The 25,391-nt window shown below is 58.1% G+C and carries 23 protein-coding genes and 1 pseudogene; 9 read left to right on the plus strand and 15 right to left on the minus strand.

Going from position 1 to position 25,391, the window contains the following annotated elements:
• Positions 1–298 precede the first annotated feature (298 nt).
• Positions 299–2,812 carry a hypothetical protein gene (locus M5C56_RS17095; RefSeq protein ID WP_247263254.1) on the minus strand — a complete coding sequence of 838 codons (2,514 nt, stop codon included), beginning with the start codon at positions 2,810–2,812 and terminating at the stop codon, positions 299–301.
• Between the two features lie 119 nt (positions 2,813–2,931).
• Positions 2,932–3,228 (minus strand): hypothetical protein, encoded by a 297-nt coding sequence (locus M5C56_RS17100; protein ID WP_103499500.1) that lies wholly within the window; start codon positions 3,226–3,228, stop codon positions 2,932–2,934.
• 510 nt (positions 3,229–3,738) lie between these two features.
• Between M5C56_RS17100 and M5C56_RS17105 the strand changes: the two genes are divergently transcribed.
• Entirely contained in the window at positions 3,739–4,086 is a 348-nt protein-coding gene (locus tag M5C56_RS17105; RefSeq protein WP_247263242.1) for a hypothetical protein, read from the plus strand.
• A gap of 189 nt (positions 4,087–4,275) precedes the next feature.
• On the opposite strand, the pseudogene M5C56_RS17110 reads toward M5C56_RS17105, so the two are convergent.
• A pseudogene (locus M5C56_RS17110) lies at positions 4,276–4,374 on the minus strand (NIPSNAP family protein); the annotation flags it as partial.
• Between the two features lie 145 nt (positions 4,375–4,519).
• Between M5C56_RS17110 and M5C56_RS17115 the strand changes: the two are divergent.
• The 3 genes from M5C56_RS17115 to M5C56_RS17125 all read left to right on the plus strand — a co-directional run bounded on the left by M5C56_RS17115 (position 4,520) and on the right by M5C56_RS17125 (position 8,724).
• A complete protein-coding gene (locus tag M5C56_RS17115) occupies positions 4,520–5,593 on the plus strand; it encodes a hypothetical protein (RefSeq protein WP_103498919.1) in 1,074 nt (357 codons plus the stop codon).
• Positions 5,594–5,665: 72 nt separating this feature from the next.
• The gene (locus M5C56_RS17120) at positions 5,666–7,966 is read left to right on the plus strand and encodes a kelch repeat-containing protein (protein WP_103498918.1); all 2,301 of its coding nucleotides are present in this window, start codon (positions 5,666–5,668) and stop codon (positions 7,964–7,966) included.
• On the plus strand, positions 7,966–8,724 hold the full coding sequence (locus M5C56_RS17125; protein WP_103498917.1) for a hypothetical protein: 759 nt from the start codon (positions 7,966–7,968) through the stop codon (positions 8,722–8,724). The genes M5C56_RS17120 and M5C56_RS17125 overlap by 1 nt, the downstream gene beginning before the upstream one ends.
• A 248-nt stretch (positions 8,725–8,972) precedes the next feature.
• On the opposite strand, the gene M5C56_RS17130 is transcribed toward M5C56_RS17125, so the two are convergent.
• Complete coding sequence (locus M5C56_RS17130) at positions 8,973–9,371, minus strand: GFA family protein (protein ID WP_152742339.1); 399 nt, start codon at positions 9,369–9,371, stop codon at positions 8,973–8,975.
• Between the two features lie 501 nt (positions 9,372–9,872).
• Here M5C56_RS17130 and M5C56_RS17135 point away from each other — a divergent pair.
• The 4 genes from M5C56_RS17135 (at position 9,873) to M5C56_RS17150 (ending at position 13,482) form a co-directional block, all read left to right on the plus strand.
• A complete protein-coding gene (locus M5C56_RS17135) occupies positions 9,873–10,178 on the plus strand; it encodes a hypothetical protein (RefSeq protein ID WP_100939724.1) in 306 nt (101 codons plus the stop codon).
• Positions 10,179–10,650: 472 nt separating this feature from the next.
• On the plus strand, positions 10,651–11,280 hold the full coding sequence (locus M5C56_RS17140; RefSeq protein ID WP_247263241.1) for a hypothetical protein: 630 nt from the start codon (positions 10,651–10,653) through the stop codon (positions 11,278–11,280).
• Positions 11,281–11,368: 88 nt separating this feature from the next.
• Complete coding sequence (locus M5C56_RS17145; protein WP_247263240.1) at positions 11,369–11,698, plus strand: hypothetical protein; 330 nt, start codon at positions 11,369–11,371, stop codon at positions 11,696–11,698.
• A 527-nt stretch (positions 11,699–12,225) separates the two neighbouring features.
• Entirely contained in the window at positions 12,226–13,482 is a 1,257-nt protein-coding gene (locus M5C56_RS17150) for an OprD family porin (protein ID WP_103495294.1), read from the plus strand.
• 50 nt (positions 13,483–13,532) lie between these two features.
• Here the strand turns inward: M5C56_RS17150 and M5C56_RS17155 are convergent, their stop codons facing one another.
• The 3 genes from M5C56_RS17155 to M5C56_RS17165 all read right to left on the minus strand — a co-directional run bounded on the left by M5C56_RS17155 (position 13,533) and on the right by M5C56_RS17165 (position 16,177).
• Entirely contained in the window at positions 13,533–13,997 is a 465-nt protein-coding gene (locus M5C56_RS17155) for a RidA family protein (protein WP_103495295.1), read from the minus strand.
• Between the two features lie 79 nt (positions 13,998–14,076).
• Entirely contained in the window at positions 14,077–14,826 is a 750-nt protein-coding gene (locus M5C56_RS17160) for a creatininase family protein (protein WP_103495296.1), read from the minus strand.
• A gap of 37 nt (positions 14,827–14,863) precedes the next feature.
• Positions 14,864–16,177 carry an MFS transporter gene (locus tag M5C56_RS17165; protein WP_103495297.1) on the minus strand — a complete coding sequence of 438 codons (1,314 nt, stop codon included), beginning with the start codon at positions 16,175–16,177 and terminating at the stop codon, positions 14,864–14,866.
• A 136-nt stretch (positions 16,178–16,313) separates the two neighbouring features.
• Here M5C56_RS17165 and M5C56_RS17170 point away from each other — a divergent pair, with 136 nt between their 5' ends.
• Entirely contained in the window at positions 16,314–17,225 is a 912-nt protein-coding gene (locus M5C56_RS17170) for a LysR family transcriptional regulator (protein WP_103495298.1), read from the plus strand.
• A 201-nt stretch (positions 17,226–17,426) separates the two neighbouring features.
• Here the strand turns inward: M5C56_RS17170 and M5C56_RS17175 are convergent, their stop codons facing one another.
• From M5C56_RS17175 to dmpH, 8 genes are all read right to left on the minus strand, one after another.
• On the minus strand, positions 17,427–18,527 hold the full coding sequence (locus tag M5C56_RS17175) for an aromatic ring-hydroxylating dioxygenase subunit alpha (protein ID WP_247263239.1): 1,101 nt from the start codon (positions 18,525–18,527) through the stop codon (positions 17,427–17,429).
• Positions 18,528–18,538: 11 nt separating this feature from the next.
• Complete coding sequence (locus M5C56_RS17180; protein WP_103495300.1) at positions 18,539–19,492, minus strand: PDR/VanB family oxidoreductase; 954 nt, start codon at positions 19,490–19,492, stop codon at positions 18,539–18,541.
• A 7-nt stretch (positions 19,493–19,499) separates the two neighbouring features.
• The gene (locus M5C56_RS17185; protein WP_247263251.1) at positions 19,500–20,837 is read right to left on the minus strand and encodes an OprD family porin; all 1,338 of its coding nucleotides are present in this window, start codon (positions 20,835–20,837) and stop codon (positions 19,500–19,502) included.
• Between the two features lie 138 nt (positions 20,838–20,975).
• On the minus strand, positions 20,976–22,328 hold the full coding sequence (locus tag M5C56_RS17190) for an aromatic acid/H+ symport family MFS transporter (protein ID WP_103495301.1): 1,353 nt from the start codon (positions 22,326–22,328) through the stop codon (positions 20,976–20,978).
• A 55-nt stretch (positions 22,329–22,383) separates the two neighbouring features.
• Positions 22,384–23,421, minus strand: a complete 1,038-nt coding sequence (dmpG, locus tag M5C56_RS17195; RefSeq protein WP_103495302.1) for a 4-hydroxy-2-oxovalerate aldolase — start codon at positions 23,419–23,421, stop codon at positions 22,384–22,386.
• 10 nt (positions 23,422–23,431) lie between these two features.
• Positions 23,432–24,370, minus strand: coding sequence for an acetaldehyde dehydrogenase (acetylating) (locus M5C56_RS17200; RefSeq protein WP_103495303.1), 939 nt, complete (start codon positions 24,368–24,370; stop codon positions 23,432–23,434).
• 16 nt (positions 24,371–24,386) lie between these two features.
• Entirely contained in the window at positions 24,387–24,578 is a 192-nt protein-coding gene (locus tag M5C56_RS17205; protein WP_103495304.1) for a 2-hydroxymuconate tautomerase family protein, read from the minus strand.
• 11 nt (positions 24,579–24,589) lie between these two features.
• A complete protein-coding gene (dmpH, locus tag M5C56_RS17210; RefSeq protein ID WP_103495305.1) occupies positions 24,590–25,390 on the minus strand; it encodes a 2-oxo-3-hexenedioate decarboxylase in 801 nt (266 codons plus the stop codon).
• Position 25,391 lies beyond the last annotated feature (1 nt).

Below are 25,391 nucleotides of genomic sequence, written 5' to 3' on the forward strand. Positions count from 1 at the left end.
TTCTGAAAACCTGAGCGAACAGCCATAGCATCGACGTAGGCAAGCTTTCTCTCCGGACTGAACCAATGCACTTGCAGCTGACCAGTGGCCTCGATTGCTATTTTGACAATGCCTTTGCGTTCATCTTGGCCACTGGGCGACTTTTGGCTGACCCAGCAACCGGGTACATGAGTAAGTCTTAGAGGCTTCATGTGCTAATCCCTTATCTATATAGCGAGATTGGATTGTTAGAGATCGAATCAGCTTTGCCCCATCCTCAGGAGTCAGCAGTAAGGCGCCCTTGCTGAAGTGACCTTACTCAAGCTAAGGTCCTTGTGCTAGCCTTGGTATTGAGCTTCTGTGTACTAATAGACTCTGAGATTTCCTCACTGCCCGCCATGACCTCACTTGCGTGTTCATCAGCAGCACAGACTGGCACGACGACCGACTCTTCTGAGCAAACGGGTTGATCGCTGAAGTAACAACCGGACTCTTGAGGGTGCTTTGTTTGAAAAACACCATATGCCCGGAGCAAATTGGTTTTCTCAACCTCCAGCTCATCCTCTAACCCAAGATCGCTAAACTCCTCGACAGCCAGCTCGTAAGGGGAGCCAAAATCAAACGGCAGGTCCGGCGGCAGGCAGCCCTCAAGATTCGAGAAGCGGAACCAGAGATAACGGGCAAAAGCTTTGAAGACTCGCCGCAGCGTCATGTTTTCGTACCATGACGCAAATAGCTGCTCAAGGAAAACTTCGACCTCTTCAATTTGCGGCAGTGACTGAAAAGACCGGACAATTAATAGCGCTGTTGGCCAAGAGAGCACATGATGGGACAAACGACTACTACCGGTCTTATCAAACGATATCCAATAAATATCGTTCCCGGCCCAGATTACTTTTATATGTGCTGCTAGAATCAGCTCTCCAGGGGTTAATCCCTTGTCTATCTCCCGCTCTAGCGCAAGACGGGTCGCCCCCCAACCACTCATGACAAATATCTGCTGAATCAGTGGCAAAGCACTATGCGCCCAGTTAGCCTTTCCTATCAGTTCTACCGCCTTCTGTAGAGCCCGATCCTCACGGCTCAGACTGTCCAGCTGATCTGACGGACTTTTTACAGCGTCCTCATCACCGTCGAACACCTCATCTGGATCAAAAGCGTAAGCGGCGTAGTCGTCCTCTAGGTCAAGAAAGCTCTCTTGCTGGCTAGTTTCACATTCATATTCTTCGATGGACTCGAAGAGCGTCATACCTTGAAAATCATCATCTAAATCAAAGTCGTCTGTCAGCTCTCCAAAGCTCGAACCACTCTCTAGTTCCCGTAGTTGTGACTCTTGACTCAGTTCAACTGCGTCCTCGTAATTGAATCCGCAAAATCCTTCCAGCTCGCCAATCTGATCGAGCAATTCCGCCTCTGATGGTTTGACAAGTGTTTCGACGGCCTTGGCTTGAACAATAGATATATAAGGGGGTGTTCTCTCGGGGGTGTTAGCATTGCCATCGAGTCTCTTTGAAGTCGCACATGAGGGCTTAGTAAAGACTCTAATTTCATTTTTTTCATGGAGTAATATATAGGCTTTTCGGGCTGCCAGCCTGAGCGTTGGTTTCGCAGTACTGGTGAGGGCCCCATCCTGCTCAGGCTCCAGAGTACTTCCATATAACCCGACTGTTGCTGAATTGCTCGTCGCCCCATTGATTGCATGAAAATGCAGGGATGTTGTGCCCGCCTCATCCAAAACAGCCTCATCAGTTAGTAACGGATATTCAACAGCAGCCTGCTGGATAAATTGGAAAGACTCGTCAGCGTTGCCTGCGGATTCACAGACAGCGGTAGAGTCGCTCTCAAGCGACGTCAACCTCATCGCAATAGAGTTGATGAATGCCAGATCGGTCACGGTGGGGAGTTCATCCCCCCAAACATCAATTACAGGCTCAATGAACGCTTCTTGTTGACGCTCTAGTAGCTGTGCACGCCGCATGGCCTCCGCACTATCACTAGAGCGTCGCTGCAACATGTACACACGACTCAAAAGGTATAAACACTCAGGGTTTTCATCTAACTCAAGTGCCTTTAACAGCAAGGATTCGGCTGCTTGAAATTTTGATGCAGCTACCTGCTCGTTTACCTCACGCAGCAGTATTTCCTTACCTTTTTGCCTGCTTTTCAGCGACAGCACTGATGGCTTTCGACGTTTTTGAACATGCAGGATAAACTCAAGCCTGCGTTGTATTTCACCTACGGCGTGGTGGCTTTTCAAGAACTCACTAAGGAGCGCTCTAGCAGCAGAGCTCTGCCCTTGGTTGACCAGTAACGAAATGGCCTCCAGCAGCCCCTCTGAGGAGTGACCGTAAAGGCATGAGCGAATTTTCGTCTTCAGCTCATCTGGATCCGAGCCTGCAAAGCTCCAGAGCCCATCTAAAAGAGATTCCCAGTCCATTCTCTTACCAACTCCATAATGACCCAGCTCGAATGCGGTCAAGACAGAGGTGACATACCCACTCCATTGGCCCGATGGCTTGCATCGGCTACCACAATATCCGGACTGCTCAGACAGGTAAAGTCGAATGGCCATCTTTTGGCCATCTAGGCCCCGGAGTAGCTTGGCATCAGTGAAATTGCGGTCACAGCTGTTGACGGCCTTGAGTTTACCGCCATCGATGCCAACAATATTTTCTCCGAACAAACCCAGCGACGTAACCGTCCGGGCAATACACCTTGCGATCGACATTGAAACCCCACATCCGCAGCGCCCTTGCCGGCGAAACCGCTCAAGAAAAGCACGAACAACGGTCGATCGAAGAGACTGGTTCGCCGGCTTACGGTGCAAAGTCATGTGCACACGGGTCACTGACTACTTCGTATCAATGAGATAGCCCCTGGTGCTCGACTGCCTTCTGTGCGATGCGGGCACAATTGGAGGTTCGCCCCCCCCTTCAAGTGGCAGCCCCATACTCACTCATAAAATTTGCCGGCCAAAAGAATACTTGCGCAGCGTTGCCAGACATTTGACACGGGAGCATCTGTCGGGGAGCACCTGGTACTGGCCGTTGCCCACGAGGCCGCAGCATCGAGAAATGCATCCACAGAAACGTTCTCCCATCCCAAGGCGCCCGATCCATAGGGAGAAGATGCCGAGGTCTTTTCCAAGAAACGCTCCTGAGCGAAATCAGAGCCAAGGGCTTCTAGAAATCGGATGAAGGACTGCTCATCGCGTACGCCTTTCAGCAGTTGATCAAGATCGGCGGTCATAGGCCTCCTGGCAGCGATGTAAAGGAGAGAGAGTGGCTCGGGCGGTATGCTGCTGTACAGCGATGGGGTGATCAACCTTCTACTACCAACGCTCATGTTGGCTCGAAGGCTGCCATCCTTCAGCGGCCCCTTTTAACCACCAGGATCGAACACAGGGTCAGTGGTGCTCACGGTCTCTCACTGGAGCCGGCAAGAGTTCTCTCTTTCCCTTGAGTGAAATTTCCTAGAAAATCCTGACCGCTTGCGCCTGCCCATATCGGTGGCTATCTTCGAGCCGTCACTGCTCATCAGTGATCGGGTTTAGTAGCCCGCCGTTTGACTAGGCGCAAAGTGCCCCCTTCAGCAAGGCGATGTCTTTCGACCTGCGCTTTATGGTGGCCGTGCGCAGGGCGCCTTTGTGCGCGCCGGGCCTAGTCACCGGTCTACTAACCTGCGTTCGGCCGCCACCTTTAAATCGTTTAGTAGCGATGGTTGCGGCTCACTTCATTGACTGACTTGGAGTCACGCCACATGTTCAAACCTACCCCCAATCCGCCTGCAACCTCAAACATCGAAAGCATCGACCCTCGTATCGCCGACCGGGCGCTGTCTCACTACAACCTCGGTCCGAAGGCAGGTGCCAAACCAACGCCTGTCACCGTGTTGCATGATCATCTGCATGAACCCGGGAACCAGGAAGACGCCCTGGCCAACGTCTACTCAATTCTGCAATCCGCGGCGGCCACGGCCTATGAGCACGCCGACAACCAGACCGGTTCGAACCGCAAGGTGGCGATGGGTGTGGTGCATCTGATTGAGTTGGCACAGCTGAGGATGGACTCAGTACTGGATGGACAGGTAGTCAGCGTCAACGGCTGACCGCGTTCAAACGTTTGATGAACGGGAAGCGAGACTTCCCGTTCAATTGACTTTCAAAGCCCCACAGGCAATTGCCTGACACCTGCTCGGACCGAGACAAGAAACCCAAGGTAGTGTACGACTCAGCTGAACCACAACACCCATCAACACGAGTCGCTGACTGCACTCAATGTGGAACTGGCACGGACGGCCTTCGCGGTGGAGGAAGCAGTCGTGATGTGGCCCCCCAAACCAGCTCACCAGGGGAATCCATAGGTGGGCGTAATGTTCGAACTCCTTGGGTTTGTAGGTAACGGGGAGTCAAGTCGCACCTCTAGCTATTGTTGGATAGCCCGGCGGCTTACACTGTCTTCGTTTGTGGCACCGCCAGAGGCCCCATCCGGACATGAATACTTGCTAGACTGTCGCGCACAGGCCCAGGGAGTGGTGAGTCATGCGTGGAGCGTTCGCTCTGATTGCGCTGTTGAGTATTTTTTGGCCTGGCTTGGTTTTTTCAGCGCTCAAGGTGGAGCAGTTGAAATCCCGTCTCTATCCGGAAAAAGCGGATGATTTTGCCACTCCTCTGATAGTCGGTACGCCAGCGAATGTCGCGCTGCGCATCAATAACTGGCTGCAATACAGTCAGTTAGGCCTGATAGATGGCAAGTACACGCGATCGCCATTTGAAAAGCAGGATCCGGAAACGGGTACCGTCGGGCTGAGTTATTCCGTTCTGGATCAAGCACCGGGCTATCTGTCGCTGGAATTGAATGACTACTATATGGGCGCTCATCCCAGTTACAGCAGTCGGCCAGTGGTCTTCGATCTTCAGAGTGGCGAGCGGATCGAACTTGTCGATCTGCTCACCCCCGCCGCCATGGGGCGCCTGGACAAGCGCATGCTCCGTGCGCGTCTGGCAGCTATCGATGAACTCCTGAAAAGGCCGGACAGGGCCGACTCTTCGCCGGGATCGGATGACGGTCATGAAGACTCTGAGACTCAGCGCAGCAGTTACAGGGAATGTCGTGTACGGATGATTCGCGGCAAGTTGACCCGTAATGATTTCTACCTGGCGGGCGGCAAACTGACCTTGCTTCAGGGGTGTGAGTTCCCCCACGTGATCCAGGCGCTGGATGACCTCATGGATTTGCCGTATAGCGAGACTTACGCCGAGCTGGCCCCCGGCCTGACTTCTTACGGTCGCTGTCTGTTGCTCTCGCAGCAGACGGATTGTGACTTGAGGGCCACCACGGGCTTGCATGACGGGCTCTATGTCGGCGAGCTGGGTGACAAGCTGCCGATCAGCCTGATGATCTTCGGTGACGGGCAGCCGTTCTATTTTTACAACCGCGACAAACAGCACATTCCGCTAACACTCACCCGAATGGGCACGGGGCATATTCTACTGCGCCTTGATCCTGCCGATGGGGGATCCGAGGTGTTCGACCTCAGGGTTACGGCCGACGGGAGCCTGTCGGGCAGCTGGACCCAGGGCGGGCGCGAGAAACTCCCGGTGACACTTCACTGACTCAACCGCTGGCCGGCTGAGGCACAGCGTCCTATCGACGCGATCAACCAACGTTCTCAATAAGGAAGTCCCATGATCAGGGATTTGTCAGTCCGTCTGCCGCTTGGTCTGGCGGGGTTGCTGTTGTGCATACTGACGGGGGCCCTTGCCCACGGGGCCGAAGGTGTTGCCCAGACGCTGCCGTTTGCGCCATTGCCTTCGGTGCATATCACCGGCGACGGCGCCATGACGCCGGATGCCTCCGGGGCTTTTCAGTGGCTTGGGCAAGATAGCCGGAAGTGGTCGTCCACCGATTACCATTGTGTGGCAGCCCCCACGACGTTGGACAGTTGGAACCCCGTGACAGGCCAGTTGACGCAGCGCCCGATTGTCATGGATGGCCTTACGGAAAATGCGTTGCTGCAATGGCAGGCACGGTTACCCACGGGCATCGTTGGGCTGTGGATCGACTCCTGCCCGGGGCGCCAGATGGCGTTGTTCGGGTTTGTCGCCAATGATGGCAAGTCGCTGGGTCATGTCATCGAATACCGCGAGTCCCAGCCGCCTTCGCAAAAGGTCGTGCTATCCCCTTCCATGTTGGGCCACGTCTGGCGCACGGAGGCCGATCGTCATTTGCACGTAGAGACCATCAGCGTGGTCGACGGCACCCTGCAGGTGACGCAGATGCCCGAGCTCGCGGTTGCCTACCGAAACGATTATGGCCTGGCCACTGTTGGCCCAGGCAATTTGATGATTCTTGGAGGCGGCGATGACCCGTACCGTGGTTGTAATGCCTGTCGTGACCAGACCTACGTGCTCGATGTAAAGACCGGCCAATGGAGTGACGGCCCGAGAATGCTTGAGGCACGGTCCGAGCTCAATGCCACGGCCCTTGCCGATGGCGGTGTGCTTGTCTCCGGTGGCTTTACGCATTTGGCGGGGGGGAGCAACGGGTCACGGACCGTAGAGCGCCTGGACCCCGCAACGGGCCGCTTTGTCCCGGCGGCCCCCATGCCTTCTGGCAACACAGGGCATCGTGCGATGGTTTTGCCAGGCAGTGATGGCCGCCTGTTGATGATGATTGCAGGCACTAGCGGCGACATTCTGGGGTATGACCCCGAGCGTGACACGTGGCAAGTGCTGGCGTCCGGTATGAGTTCACAATACGGCGGGTGCGCCGTTTTTCCATTTCAGGCGGCTGGTCGCCTCTATGCCTGGGCTGAATCAGGCTCCTTTGAGCACTCTCAATGCCTGGGGGACCAGAGCCTTTATCCGGTTGCATTGCGCCAGACGCTCTTCCCTCGCCAGGAAGCCGTTGCGGTGCCGCCGCAGTTGTTGTCGCTGCACCGGCAAGGCGCGGTTTTTTTGCCGGCGACGGCAAGCGAGCCGGCAATGGTGATGGGCGGTTCAGGCCTGAATGTGGTTGATAGCATCGACACCTCCGGCCGTCTGGGCACGGTATCGCCCATGCAGGCCGCTCACGACAGGGGCCGGGCGTACCGCTTCAATGGCGGCGTGCTGATAATGGATGGCAACCTGGACAATTTCAGAAAAAGCGATCCCCCGCAGCATTACCTGATGGAGTGGCTTCCCCCCGGCAAGGCTGACGATCCCCCGCAATGGCAGCGCGTCGATGGCACAGCGCCCTCGGTTATCAATGCGCTGACGACCCTGGCCAACGGTAACCTGCTGGAGGTTAATGCGGCAGGCGAAATTCATGAGATCAGCCTGGATAGCAGTACTACCCCTGCATCCCTGAAGCGGGTGGCGTGGCCGGCTTTCAAGCACCTGCGCCGGCCTTCGGCCACTGACCCGATGCAGATCCGCCAGATAGGCGACGGGCGAATTGTCTTTGTCGGCGGCGAATCCCAACCGCATGGGCTGGCGCTGTTTTCGCCGGACTCCGAGCGGCCCGAGGCGGTGGATGAATTCCAGGACTTGGGGGATTTCGACAGTGTCGCTACCTATGTGACATTCGACCCGCAGCATGGGCGCTGGAGCGAGTCAGCCCCCAGTGTTTTCACCCAGGCCACCTCCTTTATCCTGGCGGACGGGCGAGTCGTGCGCTTTGGGATATTGCCCCTTGCGGCAAGTGATGGCCCTTATCCGATGGAGATATCCTCCCTAGATGGTGCGCACTGGTTGCGTCAACCGAACACCGGCTTGCCTGCCTTTGGTCAGGACCGCAGGGTACTTGCCGTGAGCGACGACCTGGTGATGAAGGGCTGGGTCGTCGAAGCCCGCGCACCGAATGGCGGGCACTACGATACCGATTGGTTTGATCCGCAGACGTTGAAATGGACCACGGTGCTCTCCGCAGGCTCCCTAGGTCTTGAGTATCAAGTGGTGAGATTGCCCAATGACCACAGTGTTGTTCTGCAGGAGGACCGATAATGAAACTCACTTTTCTGGTACTCACGGCGAGCCTGCTGGTGTGCAAGAGCGCAGTGGCCCTGGATGACGGCACCTTTTCAGGCAAGCTGGTCATGGTGGTGGGCAACGATGTGACCACCTCCGACCCGGTAGTGGCAGGCAGCGACTGGCTGTCATTTCAGTGTGACGGCAGTGGCTGTAGCCTGCTCCCGGCGCAGGTAAGCGTCAGCGATGTGCCGAACAACAGAGACAGCATGGAGATGGTTCTGCAGCGGCTGCACTTCTCGAACACCGGATCGGACTCGCCCCCAGTCGTTGAAGCCTGGTTCCGCCGGGACAAGGCTCATGCCTGGCTCAAACCCGGCCCGGTACTGACCTTTGCCTCCGTTGAGGGACCCGTGGCGGCAGTTGTAAACCTTTCGACGGAGTCGTTCGAAACGGTCGCCGCCGGGCGTACCATTACCCTCATGCCACTGCTCGACAGGGATCGCAAGCGGATCAGGCTGCAACTGCGAGAACCGGGCGTACGGCAGATGCTGGATGATGTGAGTGAATGCCTGGCATCCCCGCCCAGCTACCTGCGCTGGGCCGGTGACCTGGATGGTGACGGGCGTCCGGACTATCTGATCGATTATCCCCGGGGAGCCGATAAGACCCATGCCGTGCTGTACCTGTCCTCACTGGCCGGCCCCCAACAGTTGGTAGGTTCAGCGGCTGTTTTTGATAGTGCTGTGGACTTCACCGGGTGCGATGGCAGCAACTTCTTCGGGAGTGAGTGAACAGGGCCGGAGATGCTTGCCCTGGCCCATCCGCTGCGCGTGACAGATGCCGGTGTGTCCCGAGAACAGAAAGGTCATGACGCAGCTGATAGCGACCATAGGGCCGACGACCTGCGCTTTATGGTGGCCGTGCGCAGGGCGCCTTCGTGCGCGCCGGGCCTAGTCATCGGCCTACTAACCTGCGTTCAGCCGCCACCTTTAAATCGTTTAGTAGCGATGGGGGCATCTTCTCATCCGTTTGGGTCAGCTTACTTTTTGTCTAACGGGTGGTTACGTCCGTTACTCACCGGCACCATGCCCAAGTCTGCAGGGTCAACACCGTCCAAGCAGCCAACGTTGTAGGCGCACTGTGACGGATCGATTCGCCTAATGTGATGGGTGTACACCCCACAGACGGAACAGAAATAGTGGCAGGCCTGCTGGGTGTTGAAGCGATAACTCTTCAGCACGTCGGCCCCTTTCAGGATCTTCAGGCCCGTGAGGGGAACGGTGCCCATAACGGCGCCTCGCCTCTTGCAAAGTGAACAGTTGCATCGTTTCGGATCAACCACGCCGTTCGGTAGTTCCAGCTCAAGCACCACCTCCCCACAGTGGCAGGAAGCGTTGTGAACCGGTTTGATTTCTGTCTCACCAATACGCTTGATCATCGGTTTCGTCCTTGTACGGCACGGTTGACTCCACAGTACCCGCAGATTACCGAAGCGCCAGGCTGGGCGCACTCTGATTGACCAGGGTCGCGGCTTTTCAGGGCTGCCGTGCACTGCATACGCATCGTGCGGCAAAGCCCGACTAGTCGACCAGTCAGTATCCGACGCGAATCGCAGAGTCTGATTTGTAGTCCTCTTCCCCGCTCTGTAGCTGCGCCAAGATCCTGAAAAAGCTTGTAGCAGTTGGGGTTTTGACAGCCCACTGCAGCGTTGGTCATTGTGTCGGTGCGTACCGCTGACGCTGTCAGCACCATGCCCATGTAGCTTGGATCCGGGAAGCTACGATGCGCCATTGCGCATTGATCCACTCCCCAGGTCGCAACGCTTCCAGTAGCGCGACCGATCGACTGCTGTCGATGGAAGCTCTGCTGTTGCTTCACTGTTTCCCCCATACGGGCCTCGCCCGTATGGGCCAGGTCCTCCCTTAATCTTGGAGGCTCCATGAAAATGGAAACTGTTTTATACAAAGCGTTGGTCGCATCCAACGTTCCAGAAGTACACGCTACTGCCGTCATTGAGGCAATGGAGAAAGAGATGACCTCAACCCTTGCGAGTAAAACTGATCTCGCGGTGCTTCGTGCCGAATTGAAGATCGACATCTCCGAGCTTCAGAAAAGCCTCGTGAAGCTTGACGCCAAGGTGGATACCTTGAGCAAAAACCTGACGATACGTCTCTTGTTGATCATAGGCGCCGCAGCCGGTGTATCTTCCGGCTTGGTCACTTCTGGACTCAAGTACCTGGCGTAACACCATCCGTTGTACCCACCCACGCGGGGAATCCTTCCCCGCCGGGCGAAGTGTTCTCCGCGTTCCGCTTCATGAATCTGGAGAATCGTCATGCCCAATATCTGCTGCAAAGAGCCTCAACGGCTCACCTTTTACCTCGTCAGCGCAGAAGCTGACACGGTGATCGAACACCGGATCCCTGCGATGCCCGCTGCTGGTCGGCCTTCACTTCATGGGTGTGGTGTTTGTCCGCCATGCCCACCCAACACCTTCTGTCAGGCCGCTGATCTGTCGTCAGGTCGGCAAGACAGATACCTCACTCTGCGGCTCCGGCTACGAACAGGCCACATGCGTTCGTGCGGCTGATCGTCGTCACGCGGCTCCATTGATGTTGGGTGTCCTCCACGGCTCCTGACCACGGTTTCAACCCCACATCCATCCATAGGGATTCTCGCCCTATGGGGCGAGCGTTGTCCCGCCCCAGGAGAGCTTTATGGGAAAGCTACTGAATGTGCTGTGCCTACCGTTTCCGTTCATTCGGAACCCTTACGTCCCCGATTCGTTTCTGCGCCTGGACGCGTTTCAGCGGCAGTTCACGATCATCTGCAGCGGTGTCATGCGCTTGCCGGAAGAAGCGCCGCGTGTGGGTTACTACCAAGTCACCGGCGCGTACGAGGTGGGGCATGCGGGTCTAATTGAAGACGCCATTGTGCTCTGTACCTCACGGTTCGAGGAGCTGCATGCGTATCCGAAACTGAGTGCAGCGGAGTCGTTCGATCCGCGAACGGTAGAGGTCTACTACACCCCGTCCGAGGCCTGTAAACGAGGCCCTGTGATCTGTGCACGCGCTGATGTTCAACGGGTGCTCTCAGGTGTTGTAGGCCCCTCTGAGATCGTTTGGCGACGTCCTTGTCGTACGACTGATGAAGCGTATGCGCTTGAAGCACGGATACAGGCACTGCTCGCACAAGCCAACGAGGACATGCATATAGAGGCCTACGAATCGGCGAATCTTGCTCGTCGACAAGCCACGGAGCTGAAAGGCTTTTTGGTTTCACCCAGATGGCGAGTGCCTGTGTTAAAGGCTCTCGACGATACAGGCGTCACCTGCTGCACCTACTGATACTCAAGGCTGGATAAAGCCTCAATAACCGTCACCGGGAAATCACCTCCCGGCCGGGGCGGTGATTTCTCTGAACTGGAGAAATCTCATGTCCCCACAACCGAACCCAGATCGCGTCAGCAAGATGAAGTACTCACTGTCCGTCACGCCACGGGCCTGGGACAAAGCGGTGCAGAGCAATCAGCACCGATGTGGTTCAACCTACGAAAGTCGGCTGCTGGATCTGTTGCACGCCGTAAGCAAAGCCCATAGCCGGCAGCCCGATGCTCAGCAGGTTCATTTCGGGCTCTACCAGCGGCTGCACACACGCCGTCGCACGAAGCAGTCCTCTCTGGAGCTGACACTAAACCTGGTGGAAACAGACCCAGAGACACCGTATCTGCTCCTGTCACTCAAGGACGAGTTGCTTGCTTCATGAGCTGACTCGCCCCATGGCAACACCTCACTCAAGCCCGACGCTGTCGGGCTTTTTTTTCATTTCCGTCACTCAATTCTGTTCAGATTTAGCTTGAGGCAAGTTTTAGCAGATAGGAGAACCTGAAAATGGCTGCATTGATCTCATCCTGAGTATCACGAACGTAGTGCGACAGTTTTAATTCTCAAGAGCAATGCGTTGGGCAGGCTTGTTGAGAGGTTGCGACAGTTTTGCGTGGCTTTGGAGGTATCTTGGAGGCTGCAAATTTTGCGGAGCGTCTGCGACAGCTTTAATTCTCAAAATCCATACATCAGGCTAATCGCCGCCTCACTTTTCGTTGCCTGCAGAGCAACGCTACCTGAATAAAGTTGCTCTTGCTGCGTCTGGTCAATGCAGCGAACATGACTCTCGACAACGCAGCGCCTGCCTGAGCAGTACGTTGCTGGCTGTCATACCTCCCCTGCATACCCGCAAGCCCCGAATAAGGGCCTACGGGAGAGTCATGTCTAATAAAAACGAGAATTGAAAATATGACCAGAAATACAGGCAAGCTGTGTGCGCTGTTTTTTACCTTCGCCGGTGTGAACCTGGCACATGGCGCCGATACCGGGTTCCTAGAACAGTCCACGGCGACCTTGCAGACCCGCAACTACTTTTTCAGCCGGGACTTCTCCGATCTCCACGGAACAACGCAGTCATTGTCACAGGAATGGGCCCAGGGCTTCATTCTCAACTTCGCGTCCGGGTATACGCCCGGACCGATTGGATTTGGCTTGGATGCTGTCGGTAAATTCGGCATCAAGCTCGATAGCAGTCCAGGTCTGACTAACACGGGGCTATTACCGGTAAAGAGCGACGGCCAAGCCGCTGACGAATATGCTCGGCTGGGGTTCGCGGCCAAGATTCGCATTTCCAAAACCGTACTGAAGTTCGGTGAGCTGCAACCCAATCTGCCAACATTGGTGTTCAGCGATATTCGGCTGCTCCCGCCGACTTACCAGGGCGCGAGCGTTACCAGCACTGAAGTTCCCGGCCTGACGCTGCAAGGCGGGCATCTCACCTCGACCAGCCTGCGCAACGAGGCCGGCGAAAGCCGACTGCAGGCCTTGCTGGGCAACAAGCTACAAGGTCAGGTGTCGAGTGATGCCTTCAACTACGCGGGCGCCGATTACACGTTCAACGATGAACGCAGCACCGTGAGCGCCTGGTTCTCGCAGTTGGAGGACATCTACGACCAGAACTTCTTCGGCCTCAAACATAGCCAGCCGATGGGAGACTGGGTGCTGGGCGCCAATATCGGTTACTACGATGCTAAAGAGGAAGGTCGAAAACTGGTCGGCAAGATTGACAACCAGTCCTTCTTCTCCTTGCTCTCGGCCAAGCATGGAGGGCATACGTTCTATGCCGGTTACCAGGGCATGTATGGCGACAGTCCCTTTCCCCGGCTTTTTCTCAATGTCAGCGCACTGGGCAATGAACTGCCGACCTATGAGTTCGTCTCCACCCACGAACGCTCCTACCAACTGCGTTATGACTATGATTTCGCCGCCCTGAAGGTGCCCGGCCTGCTGGCCAGTGCTCGCTATGTCACCGGCAACAACGTGACGACAGCCGCAGGTTACGAAGGCAAGGACCGGGAACGTGATCTGGACCTCAGCTACACGTTCCAATCGCCCCAGCTGAAGGGTCTCGCCGTACGCATACGCAATGCCGTCGCGCGTTCCAACTACCGCACGGGCATCACCGAGAACCGTTTGGTCATCAGTTACACTTGGAAGCTGTTTTAAGAACAAAGAGGGGGCGAACAACTTCACCCCCTCTTGCGTTGCCATCACCTTCAACTGACCTCAACGGTCATCTCTATTTCGACGCACGCCCCCAACGGTATCTGCGCCACGCCAAATGCCGAGCGGGCGTGCTTCCCCCTATTGCCAAACACCTCGGCGAACAGCTCCGATGCGCCGTTGGTGACTAAGTGTTGCTCAGTGAAGCTGGGGGTCGAATTCACCAGACTCATCACTTTAACAATCCGAACGACCCGATTCAGATCGCCGAGATGCGCGTACAGCGTCGCCAACAAGTCGATCGCCGTCGCACGTGCGGCCGCGTAACCGTCTTCAGTGGTCAGTGTATCACCCAGTTTTCCCGCCCATACCTTACCGTCTTTCTTCGCAATGTGCCCAGACAGGTAAACCAGATTGCTACTTTGCGCGCTCATCACATAAGCGGCGGCCGGCGCGGTGGTGATGGGCAAGGTGATTCCAAGGTCGTTGAGACGGATATGGATGTCATGTTCACTCATGGTCTTCTCTCTTCACTGCAAATATGCCAGCGCCCGGGTTGACCGGGCGCTGGCGAAGTTGATGGGGTTGAAACCTGTGTCAGCCCGGGATCGGCTCGTGACTGAAAGCCTCGACTTCGCGAATCAGGCTCTGCGCGGCCATCATCACCAGATCGCGCCCCTTGTCCGGTGTCGCCTGCGCCGGGTCCGAGCCCATGCGGCCATCCAGATGGCGCGCGCGGAAGTCGTACGCTTCACGGATAGGCCCCCACGGCGCTATCCGCGGCGAGTACTCGGCCGTTTTGATCGAGTCTGGGTAGGCCCATTGGGTGACGGCAATCTCGGACGGCGTGGCATGAACGCCGTGCCCGGTCGGGAACTGTTCCTTGGCCAGGTCGCCGACCCCTTCGAGGTCCCACCAGTTGCACAACTTCAGCGCAAACCCCGCCGGGCGTCGGGCAAAACTGGCCTCGGCGTAGAGCTCGGAGAATGCCGCCTCAATCGACGCGACGTTGCCACCGTGCCCATTGAGGAAGAGGATTTTTTCAAATCCATGAGCCGCCAGCGAATGCACCCAGTCCCCAATCGCGGCAATAAAGGTCGACGGGCGCAGCGAGATGGTGCCGGGAAAGCCGATATGGTGCTGGGCCATGCCGATATTGAAGGTCGGTGCAATCAGGATGTCCGCGCTTTTTTGCGCTTCGCCCGCAATGATTTCGGGGCACATCCAGTCGGTGCCCAGCAGGCCGGTAGGGCCGTGTTGCTCGTTGGAGCCGATCGGAATCACGATGGTACGGCTGCGCTCGAGAAATTCCCCGATCTCGGCCCAGGTCGATAGATATAAAAGCATTTTCGGTTCCTCTTTGATTTCAGTGACACGGGATTGCTCAACCCATGCTGTATTCGCGGGCCGAACTGCCGCGCGTTCGCGGTTTGGTCGAAATGATCACGAAGGCCGCGCACAGGAATACGCAGCCTACTGCAACAACCCCCGCATTCAGGCTGCCGGTGGCGGTTTTTGCCCAGCCGATCATGGCCGGCCCCCAGAAACCACCGCAAAGCCCGATGGTGTTGATCAAGGCAATACCGCCTGCCGCCGCATCGCCCTTGATGTGCTCGGACGGCATTGCCCACAACACGGTGTAGGCCATGAACATCATGCTGATCGACAGGCTGAGCAGCGCCAGCGACAGCAACAGGTTGCCGCCGGCGAAGGGATAAAGGATCAACAGGAGGGCGCCGATGGCCGCGGGTACCGCGCAGTGGTAGCGCCGCTCGCCCACCCGATCGGAGCGGCGCCCGATCCAGTACATGCCCAGGGCCGCGCCGACATAAGGAATGGCGGCATACCAACCCAGTTGCCGGGTATCGTTGACGCCCAGGGCCTTGATGATCGCCGGCAGCCAGAAGCTCATGGCATAGATCGAAAAGATGATGCAGAAGTACGCCGACGCCAGCACGTAGATCTTGGGGTCGCGCAACACCGCCCGGAACGAATGGCTGCGCGCCGCCGTCGCGCCCAGTTCGGTTTCCAGCAAGTGCTTTTCTGTCGCATTCAGCCAAGGGGCGTCCAGCGGTCGATCGGAAAGAACGAAATACATGAGAATGCCAAAGAACACACACGGCAACCCTTCAATCAGAAACATCCATTGCCAGCCGGCCAGGCCGCCCACGCCGGCAAATGCAGTGATCAACCAGGCGGACAACGGACCGCCAAGAATGCCGCCAATGGGCCCGGCAATGAACACGATTGCAATCGCCCGCGCCATGCGATTCGGGCCGTACCAGCGGGACAGGTAATAAATCATGCCCGGGGCAAACCCGGCCTCGAATACACCCAGCAGGAAACGCATGGCATAAAACGTCGGCACGTCGCGCACAAACAGCATGCAGGCCGATGTGATGCCCCACAGCACGAGAATACGGCTGAAGGTTTTACGCGCGCCGATGCGTGGCAGCATCAGGGTACTGGGTAGCTCAAACAGGACGTAACCGATAAAGAAAATTCCCGCGCCCGCGCCATAGGCCGCATCCGACAAACCCAAGTCACTTTGCATCTGCAGCTTGGCAAAGCCGACGTTGATGCGATCCAGGTAGGCAAAGACGTAGCCGATGAACAACAGCGGTAGCAGCCGCCAGTTGAGCTTGTGGTAGAGGGCATGAATGGCATCACTTCTTGCCGGCGCCAGAAAGGTTGGCATACGAGTCTCCAATTATTTTTGTTGGCCTACGTTCTTGCCAAGGAATGGTGCGCCGACTTGTAAACTCCAGCAATAGCAACTAAGTTCGTATACTGTTGCTCTACAGGCAACGCAATTTTCTGACGGGTAAACCTGCATGCGGGAAATCAATCAACAACGACTTCGCTACTTTCACGAGGTGCTGGTGCACGGCTCGATCCGGGGCGCGGCGGAGAGCATCAATACCTCACCCTCCGTGATCACCCGTCAAATCAAACTGCTGGAAGAGGAATTGGGTGCGCAGCTGTTCGAGCGCCAGGCCCGTGGCGTGCGGCCCACCGAGGCGGCGGCGCATCTGCTGGAGTTCTGGCGCGGTTATCGATCGCACCAGGAAAAGCTCGAAGACCAGCTTCAGGCGATCAAGGGCCTGCAGCAGGGCCATGTGCGAGTCGTCATCAGCGAAGGCTATGTCGATGCCTTGGTAGACAACGTGCTCGCCCCCTTCTGTAAGCAATACCCCAAGCTCGATGTCACGCTGGATATCCTGCCGGTGGACGATGTGTTGAACGAAGTGGCGGAAAACCGCGCGCACATCGGCCTGGCCTATAACCCACCCGCACATCCGCACATCGATTATCGCGCCGCGTCGTCACAGCCGGTGATGCTGCTGGTGCGCCCCGATCATCCGTTGGCGGTGCGCGGAACGGTAGTGAGTGTCGAGGATATTCTCGGCTGCAAACTGGTACTGACACCGACGACGTTTGGTATCGGGCACGCGATCAAGCTGCTGGAGTATGCCGAGAAGATCGAAATCCGCCCGACGCTGATCAGCAACTCACTGGCCGCACTCAAGCGGTTAGTGGCCTCAGGGGATTTTGCTTCGTTGGCAGGGGAGTTCGCGGCCTACCGGGAAATCGAAAAGGGCCAACTGGCGGCAATCTTGATCAACCATCCGCTGTTACTGGGGGTTGAGGCAAAGCTGCTAGTGAAGTCCGGGCGACCACTGGCCGCGCCGGCGCAAGAATTGCTGAACTGGATGCTGCAATACCTGCCAATGTTTAAATCGTGAGAGACGCAGAGTAGACACCCCACCGTCGGAGCCTAGCGGCTAAGGGCGGAACGGTCGTATCTTAAGGGGGGAACGGTGTCCTGTCTTTCATGGGGCTCGTTCAGTAAGTGCCAATACCAGTCCGAGGCCCAAAGTCAGCTTGAGGTTGACGCTAAGATTGCAGAGCCACTTATTCACTTAATCGCTCCATAGGGAGTTCTGCTATGGATTTTCAGATCGTTGGAGAGCTGTTTCCATCGACAATGAGGGGCTTTCATGGCGAGTATTCGTCATGTTCTGTTCTTGCTGGATCATCTTCTCCAAAAGGCGCCTGGCGCGTACCGCACCGCCATCACTGGCCAGCAATACCGGCTTGAGCGCCCAGAAATCCTGGTCGCCTATCACCTCCTGCTGGGCTTGGAGCATGGGCATGTCTTCGGTGGTAAAGGGTTGAAGCAACCACTGGATATTTTCTTCAGCAAGCCGCCTGCCTTCTTCACCGAGTTCTTTGGGAAAGGCAATGCCAAACCAGTAGTGAGTGGTACCGGCGGTCTCCGGGGTGAAGACATGCGCGACATATACCGAGCGACCGTTCTCTCGAGGCTCTCCGCTCGGGGTGTAACCGCTGTTAAGCAGCAGATTGGACGGCGCATTCCATCGCACGTCGAGCCAGCGATCAACCCGTTGCCCACTGGGAATACCGCGTAAACGCTCCAGATCGGGCGTCAGTTGCTCGTTGTGGGTGGTACGTTTGGAGTGTACAACTTCGCCATGCTGTTCAACCTCAATGACACCTTGGGCCACGGCGGCACTGCCCAAAGAGTTACCGTGCAGAAACTCAATATGACTCAGGTCAAGAATGTTATCAGTCTCCAGCACGTAGTTGGCTTTCACGTGCAAGTAGCTCTTTCCGATGTAAGCCGTTTGCGGGTCCATCGCACTGAAATCGGTAATCAATGCCGGGTCGGCTCGGTCCGGTTCGCCCATCCAAATCCAGGCGAAACCGTGACGCTCCTGCATCGGGTAGACCCGCACCCGGGCAGCATTGGGAATCGCACCGTTGCCATGAGGGTTATGCACACAGGCACCGCTGCAATCAAAGCTCAGTCCATGATAGGCACATTGAATTCTGTCATTGTGAAGGCGCCCTAAGTGCAGTGGTACGAATCGATGAGGGCAGCGATCCTGCAGCGCCTGTAAGGTGCCTTTGCTGTCGCGAAACAGTACGATTTTTTCGTTGAGCACGGTTCGGGGCAGTAGTTGACCTTCGATCAACTCGTCGGCCCAACCGGCGACATACCAGCAATTGCGCAAAAAACTCATGATGATCTCCTTCAAATATCCAGTCGTAAAAACGCACTGCTGGCCCGGGAACAACACAGCAATATCTGATTGTTTGAAGCCTTTTCCTCCTCAGTGAGGAACAGGTCACGGTGATCGGGAATGCCTTCCAATACCCGGGTCAGGCAGGTGCCGCATACACCCTGTTCGCACGACAGCGGCACCTGGACCCCAGCCTCCAGCAACACCTGGGCGATGCTTCGACCCTCGGGCACCTGCAAGGTCAAGCCGGATCGTTCCGCGTGTAGGGTGAATCCTTCGCCGGCGACGTCGACCTCGGCGGCGAAGTACTCGCAATGCACGTTCGCCGCCGGCCACCCCTGCCGGTGCGCAGTGCCTATCACTGCATCCATGAAACCTGCTGGACCACAGACGTAGACATGCCGTTGTGTCTCTGGCCCTCGCAGCAAGCCAGGAATATCAAGCCGCTGCCCATCGTCATCGATATGCAGCCTCACCTTGTCGGCAAACGGTGCCTGCGTCAGCAACTCCAGGAAAGCAGCACGCCCCCGGTTACGTACGCAGTAATGCACTTCAAACGATGCGCCAATCTCGTGCAGCCGCCAGGCCATGGCCAGGATCGGCGTAATGCCGATCCCTCCCCCCACCAGCAATGAATGCCCCGCTCCCTCCTGTAGGCGAAACTGGTTGCTCGGAGGGCTAATCGCAATCAGCAAGCCTTCGTGAAACTGTTCATGAATTCTTGCCGAGCCCCCCCTTGAAACAGGCTCGCGCAAGACTCCCAAGCGGTAAACTTGACGATCTTCGGGCGAACCACAGAGAGAGTAATGGCGGCTAAGGCCTGGAGCGACCTGGACCTCAATGTGTGCTCCGGCCTCAAACGCTGGCAGCCCATTGCCAGCAGGATCAACCAACTCCAGAGAGATAATGCCCTCGGCTTCTTCCTTTCGGCGGGCAATACGTACTTCCAGTAAACGGCTCATCATCCGCTCCTCAAAAAAAATCGTGGGTGTAGGTCAGGTAAAGGCGGTTTTCGTCCAGGTCCCGTTGGGTGGTAACGCTGCTGCGCAGCATCGCGTTGCGCCATTGCATGCCGAATCCCCGCAACATCGGGCTCTGGAACGTGTAGCTGATCATCAAGTCACGCTCCCATTCGTGTTGGTCACCTTGATCGGACTTGATACCACCGCCACGCTGATAGATGACCTGACTGGTCAGACCCGGCATCCCCATCACCGCAAAGTTGTAGCCATACTGTGCGACCCAGGTGTTCTCTCCTGCACGCTGGAAGCGGGCACCGGTCTGGCGGTCGGTGATCAGGTAGGTCGAGGAACCGTCGCCCTGGTTGAGAAACGGAAAATCACTGGAACCATTGAGGTGCTGATAACCCAGGCTCACGGCATGGCCGCCCAGGCTGTAGGTGAACAACCCGGCCAAGGCACGATTATCCACTTCGCCGTTGTTGTGATAACCGCTGCTCACATAACCCTCCTGACGCCCGGCCAGGGTTCCGTTCAAGCCGGCGGAGGAGCTGTCGAAGAAACGCAGGTCGGTCTTGAGGCTACCCACCGGTAGCTGTTGCGTCTGCACCAGACCGAGGAAGTGCTGCTGGTAGAAGTCCTCCAGATTGCCGTAGTAGTACTGCAACAGCAGGCTCGAATCGACCTGGTAGTCGACCCCGGCAAAATTGAATTTGTTGCTGCGCCGTCCGGCCGGCCCACCTGCCCCGGCAATTGCCAGGTCTTCGTTGTTCGACGAGTTGCGGCTCTTGACCGCGCTGACCTGCCCGCCGGTCAGGGTGAAGTGATCAAAGTCCCGTGAGGTTACCTGCACACCCTGGAATGTTTCCGGCAACAGGCGCCCGTCGTTGTAGATCAGGATCGGCATCTTTGGCAGCAAGGTGCCAGCCTTGAGTTCGGTCTTGGCGATGCGGATCTTGCCGGTCAGGCCGAGAGTGGCGAAGTCATCCACGGCGCGGCCGCTGGCGTCACTGGGAAAGACGAAGCCACCCTGGGCCGCAGCGGTCGGATTGCCATGGGTGCCCTTGCCCGAGTCCAGGCGTACCCCGAGCATGCCCAGCGCATCGACGCCGAAGCCCACCGGGCCCTGGGTGTAGCCAGAGGTGAAGTTGAGGATAAAGCCCTGGCCCCACTCCTGCAGTTTCGACGGTGCCGCCGCACCGCTGCGGTTGTCCTGGTTGAAGTAGACGTTACGCAGGTCGAGCTTGGCCTTGGCATCGTCGATAAAGCCATCGGCGCGGCTCTGCTGCGCGATGACCAGGGTCAGCAGCGAGAGGCCGAAGGCCATGGGTTTGAAGGCACGCGAGATCATCTTGAGTTGACGCATGGTAGTGACACCCTTGGTTTTTTTATTGTCGGGAGCTCGGGGCCGAACGCGGGCAAAGCGCGGCCCCTCCTGCCGCGAACGGCAGGATTGGTGAAGTTGTGTCTGTGAGTCGGCGTCAGTGCCTCAGTGGGCGGCGGACACCTGCGGTTCACTCAGGTCTTCGCGCACCGCAAAGCGCTGCAACGAGAAGATCGCGATAGAACCGAGCAAAGCTGGTACCGCCAGGGCGATAAAGAACAGCTTGGGCTGGCCCAACTGGGCGATCAGCCAGGCACCGAGCATCGAACCGATGATCGAGCCAACTCGGCCGTTGGCCATGGCCCAGCTCACCCCGGTGGCCCGTGCCGTGGTCGGATAGATGCTTGCGGAGAGAAGGTTCAGGCCGTTCTGCGCCCCGGCTACTCCGAAGCCGACGAAGAACACCGCCACGGTCAGCCAGGCCGCCTGACCCAGGGCAAAGCCCACCAGCGCGATCACTAGCGCCGCGCCGAGGTAGGCCAGGCCCAGCACCTTGTACTGACTGACCCGGTCCATCAGAAGCGCCATGAAAACCGCTCCGAGGGTCCCGCCCAGAGGCACCATGGCACCGATCCGCGCCGAGCTGGCGATGTCATAGCCGGCGTCCTTGAGGATGCTCGGCAACCAACTGGTCAGGAGGTAGAAGACAAACAACGAGCAGAAGAACGTGCCCCACAGCAGCAGCGTGCGCAGCGCCCGGCCTTCGCTGAAGAGTTGCGAGATCGGTGAGCGTTCGACCACCGGCCGCTGGTCCTCGACAAAGGTCACCTCGTCCCAGTCGCGGCGCCCGCTAATCTTCTCCACCACCGTGCGCAAGGCCACGGTATAACGCGGATGCGCGGCCATATAGCGCACCGACTCTGGCAAGTACCAGGCCAGCAGCGGCAGTAACAGCAGTGGTGCCATCCCGCCGATCAGCAACACGCCACGCCAACCGAAGGTCGGGATGATCTGGCTCGCCACCGCCCCCCCCAGGGCCAGGCCCGTGGTGAAACCGCTGTAGCTGAGGGTCACCATGATCATTCGCCGCCGCAGCGGCGAATACTCGGCGCTCAAGGTGATGCAGGTCGGCATCGCGCCACCGAGGCCGATTCCGGTGAGGAAACGCAAGGCGGTGAGGCTATCGATGGAGTGGGCCCAGGCCGAGGCCAGGGTGCCGAAGCTGAAGATCAGCACCGACACCAGCAATACCTTCTTGCGCCCGTACTTGTCGGCGATGGGGCCGAACAGAAAGGCCCCGCACATCAGGCCGAACAGGCCGGCGCCAAAGGCCGGCGACAGTTGACTGGGTTGCAGGCCCCATTCCTGGCGCAGGGACGGCGCGATATAACCGATCACGGCCGTATCGAAACCGTCCACCAGCACCACCAGGAAACACAGCAGCAGGACAATGATCTGGTAGCGAGATATCCCGCAGGCGTCGATGATTTCGCCAATGGAGGCGGTTTTGTGGTTCATGGTGTTTCCCCTGTTATTGGATTTGTCAGTGGGGGTGAAACAAGTTTCAGCACGCTCAGGTCGGGTAGATTTTCGACCTCTGCAACAGGTCCAGTGCAACGTCGACGATCATGTCTTCCTGGCCGCCGACCATGCGCCGCGCGCCCAGTTCGACGAGGATGTCCACCGCCTTGAGCCCGTAGCGCTTCGCAGCGATTTCGGCATGGCGCAGGAAGCTGGAGTAGACCCCGGCGTAACCCAGGGCCAGGGTTTCGCGGTCGACCCGCACCGGTCGGTCCTGCAACGGCCGGACAATGTCGTCGGCCGCATCCATCAGGGTGTAGAGGTCGGTGCCGTGGTTCCAGCCGAGGCGTTCGGCGGCGGCGATAAACACTTCCAGCGGCGCATTGCCGGCCCCGGCGCCCATGCCGGCGAGGCTGGCGTCGATGCGGTCGCAGCCCTCCTCCACGGCAACGATGGAGTTGGCCACCCCCAACGACAGGTTGTGATGGGCATGCATGCCGGTTTCGGTGTCCGCCTTGAGCACCGCCTTCACCGCGCGAAAACGCTCGCGGATATCCTGCATGCCCATCGCGCCGCCGGAATCCACTACGTAGATGCAGGTGGCGCCATAGCTTTCCATCTTCTTCGCCTCGACAGCCAGGTTCTGCGGGCTGGTCAGGTGGCTCATCATCAGGAAGCCGACGGTGTCCATGCCCAGCTCGCGGGCATATTCGATGTGCTGGCGCGAGACATCCGCCTCGGTGCAATGGGTCGCCACCCGGACCACCCGGGCCCCGGCGTTGTACGCGGCCTTGAGGTCGTGGACGGTGCCGATGCCGGGCAGCAACAGGGTCGCCACCTTGGCATGGCTGATCACATCACTGACCGCTTCGATCCATTCCAGGTCGGTATGGGCACCAAAGCCATAGTTGAAGCTGGAACCTTGCAGGCCGTCACCGTGGGCGACTTCGATACTGTCGACCCTGGCCTTGTCGAGGGCACGGGCGATGGTCTGCACATTGTCGATAGAGTACTGGTGGCGCACCGCGTGGCTACCGTCACGCAGGGTCACATCGGAGATATAGAGTTTCTTGCCGGGATTGAAGGTCATGGGAGTCTCCTCAGTGGGCCATGGACCGGGCCATGCGTTCGGCGGTGGCCAACGCGGCACTGGTCATGATGTCGAGGTTGCCGGCATAGGCCGGCAGGTAATGGGCGGCGCCTTCAACTTCGAGAAACACCGTGGTCTTCAGGCCGCTGAACCGGCCCAGGCCGGGAATATGCAGCGGTGCTTCGGCGGGAATCACCTCGAACTGCACCTTCTGCTTGAGTCGATAACCTGGGACATAGGCTTTCACCGCCAGGGCCATCTCTTCGATGGAGGCTTCGACTTCACGTTGATCCGCCGCCTGCGACAGCACATACACCGTGTCGCGCATCATCAAGGGTGGCTCGGCCGGGTTGAGCACGATGATCGCCTTGCCCCTCCCCGCACCGCCCACGACTTCGATGGCTCGCGAGGTGGTTTCGGTGAACTCGTCGATATTGGCCCGAGTCCCGGGACCGGCCGACTTGCTGCTGATGGAGGCGATAATTTCGGCGTAGTGCACCTTCGCCACCCGCGACACCGCCGCCACCATGGGAATGGTCGCCTGGCCGCCGCAGGTGACCATATTGACGTTGGTCGCCTGCAGGTTGGCCTCCAGGTTCACCACCGGTACGCAGTACGGACCGATGGCCGCCGGGGTCAGATCGATCAGGCGAATGCCTGGCTTGTGCTGGCGTAGCAGCGCGTCGTTGGTCACGTGGGCGCTGGCCGAGGTGGCATCGAAGACAAAATCGATGTCGGCGAACTCGGCCATCCGTACCAGGCCTTCAACCCCTTCATGGGTGGTGGCCACACCCAGTCGCTGGGCACGGGCCAGGCCGTCGGAGGCCGAATCGATGCCGACCATCACGGCCATTTCCAGATGCTGGCCGTGGCGCAGGATCTTGATCATCAGGTCGGTGCCGATATTGCCGGAACCAATGATGGCGACTTTTTTCTTGTATTCGCTCATGTCGTGTTCCTCGCGGTCAGCGGCCCAGGGCCTTGGCGGTCTTGCCTGCGATGCCGAAATCGATCTTGGGCACCTCGGTGATGATCACCCGCACCGATTCGCGGGGCGCCTGGATCGACTCCACCGCCGCCTCGGTCAAGGCCGAGATCAAGCGGGCCTTCTGTTCTTCGTCACGGCCTTCGATCAGGAAAACCTGCATGATGGGCATGGTCCGACTCCTCAGGATGATTGCGACTGGAAGCGCATCGAAACGCTGCCCAGGTGCTGGTAACGCACGGTGATCTGGTCGCCGGCCGCCACCGCGATGGCTTCGGTCACACCGCCGGTCATGATGAAACAGCCAGCCGGCAATTCACGGCCCTGGGTCGCGAGCATATTGGCGAGCATCGCCACGCTCTGCGCCGGGTGCCCGAGCACCGCCGCGCCGGCCGCGGTGGCAACCACTTCGCCATTTTTCTCCAGCACCACGCCCAGGCACTTGAGGTCGATGCCGTTGGCACTGCGCGACTGCCCGCCGGTGACAAATCGTGCTGACGAGGTGTTGTCGGCGATCACGCTCTTGAGGTCGAAACGGAAATTCTCGTAACGCGAGTCGATGACCTCCACCGCCGGCAGGATGAAGTCGGTCGCCGCCAGTACATCGCCGACATGACAACCCGGGCCCCGGAGCGGGTGCTTGAGGACAAAGGCGATTTCCGCCTCGACCTTGGGGTGGATCAGCGAATCGATATCGATCACCGCGCCGTCCATGCACGAGCCGTAGTCGGTGAGAAAGCCGTGGATCGGTTCGGTAACGCCCATCTGCTTCATCTTCGCGAAGGAAGTCAGGCCCATTTTCAGACCGACGATGCGCACGCCCCGCGCCTCCTTGCGTTGGCGGATCGCATCCTGGATCGCATAGGCGTCTTCCCAGTCCATCTCTGGATGGGTGTCGGTGATCTTGGCCACCGCCTCACGGTTCAGCTCGGCGTTTTCCAGGTGCTCGGCCAGGCCGGCGATGGTTTCTGCTGTCAGGTTCATC

Source organism: Pseudomonas sp. MWU13-2862 (assembly GCF_023242495.1).
GTDB classification, from domain to species: domain Bacteria; phylum Pseudomonadota; class Gammaproteobacteria; order Pseudomonadales; family Pseudomonadaceae; genus Aquipseudomonas; species Aquipseudomonas gingeri_D.

Excerpts from the sequence above, each read along its gene's own strand:
- M5C56_RS17125 (WP_103498917.1), top strand. The coding sequence starts at position 7,966 with ATGAAACTCACTTTTCTGGTACTCACGGCGAGCCTGCTGGTGTGCAAG.
- M5C56_RS17130 (WP_152742339.1), bottom strand. The coding sequence starts at position 9,371 with ATGATCAAGCGTATTGGTGAGACAGAAATCAAACCGGTTCACAACGCT.
- M5C56_RS17115 (WP_103498919.1), top strand. The coding sequence starts at position 4,520 with ATGCGTGGAGCGTTCGCTCTGATTGCGCTGTTGAGTATTTTTTGGCCT.
- M5C56_RS17200 (WP_103495303.1), bottom strand. The coding sequence starts at position 24,370 with ATGAGCGAATACAAGAAAAAAGTCGCCATCATTGGTTCCGGCAATATC.
- M5C56_RS17120 (WP_103498918.1), top strand. The coding sequence starts at position 5,666 with ATGATCAGGGATTTGTCAGTCCGTCTGCCGCTTGGTCTGGCGGGGTTG.
- M5C56_RS17100 (WP_103499500.1), bottom strand. The coding sequence starts at position 3,228 with ATGACCGCCGATCTTGATCAACTGCTGAAAGGCGTACGCGATGAGCAG.
- M5C56_RS17140 (WP_247263241.1), top strand. The coding sequence starts at position 10,651 with ATGGGAAAGCTACTGAATGTGCTGTGCCTACCGTTTCCGTTCATTCGG.
- dmpG (WP_103495302.1), bottom strand. The coding sequence starts at position 23,421 with ATGACCTTCAATCCCGGCAAGAAACTCTATATCTCCGATGTGACCCTG.
- M5C56_RS17170 (WP_103495298.1), top strand. The coding sequence starts at position 16,314 with ATGCGGGAAATCAATCAACAACGACTTCGCTACTTTCACGAGGTGCTG.
- M5C56_RS17105 (WP_247263242.1), top strand. The coding sequence starts at position 3,739 with ATGTTCAAACCTACCCCCAATCCGCCTGCAACCTCAAACATCGAAAGC.
- M5C56_RS17175 (WP_247263239.1), bottom strand. The coding sequence starts at position 18,527 with ATGAGTTTTTTGCGCAATTGCTGGTATGTCGCCGGTTGGGCCGACGAG.
- M5C56_RS17165 (WP_103495297.1), bottom strand. The coding sequence starts at position 16,177 with ATGCCAACCTTTCTGGCGCCGGCAAGAAGTGATGCCATTCATGCCCTC.
- dmpH (WP_103495305.1), bottom strand. The coding sequence starts at position 25,390 with ATGAACCTGACAGCAGAAACCATCGCCGGCCTGGCCGAGCACCTGGAA.
- M5C56_RS17135 (WP_100939724.1), top strand. The coding sequence starts at position 9,873 with ATGAAAATGGAAACTGTTTTATACAAAGCGTTGGTCGCATCCAACGTT.
- M5C56_RS17190 (WP_103495301.1), bottom strand. The coding sequence starts at position 22,328 with ATGAACCACAAAACCGCCTCCATTGGCGAAATCATCGACGCCTGCGGG.
- M5C56_RS17150 (WP_103495294.1), top strand. The coding sequence starts at position 12,226 with ATGACCAGAAATACAGGCAAGCTGTGTGCGCTGTTTTTTACCTTCGCC.
- M5C56_RS17205 (WP_103495304.1), bottom strand. The coding sequence starts at position 24,578 with ATGCCCATCATGCAGGTTTTCCTGATCGAAGGCCGTGACGAAGAACAG.
- M5C56_RS17180 (WP_103495300.1), bottom strand. The coding sequence starts at position 19,492 with ATGATGAGCCGTTTACTGGAAGTACGTATTGCCCGCCGAAAGGAAGAA.
- M5C56_RS17160 (WP_103495296.1), bottom strand. The coding sequence starts at position 14,826 with ATGCTTTTATATCTATCGACCTGGGCCGAGATCGGGGAATTTCTCGAG.
- M5C56_RS17145 (WP_247263240.1), top strand. The coding sequence starts at position 11,369 with ATGTCCCCACAACCGAACCCAGATCGCGTCAGCAAGATGAAGTACTCA.
- M5C56_RS17155 (WP_103495295.1), bottom strand. The coding sequence starts at position 13,997 with ATGAGTGAACATGACATCCATATCCGTCTCAACGACCTTGGAATCACC.
- M5C56_RS17095 (WP_247263254.1), bottom strand. The coding sequence starts at position 2,812 with ATGACTTTGCACCGTAAGCCGGCGAACCAGTCTCTTCGATCGACCGTT.
- M5C56_RS17185 (WP_247263251.1), bottom strand. The coding sequence starts at position 20,837 with ATGATCTCGCGTGCCTTCAAACCCATGGCCTTCGGCCTCTCGCTGCTG.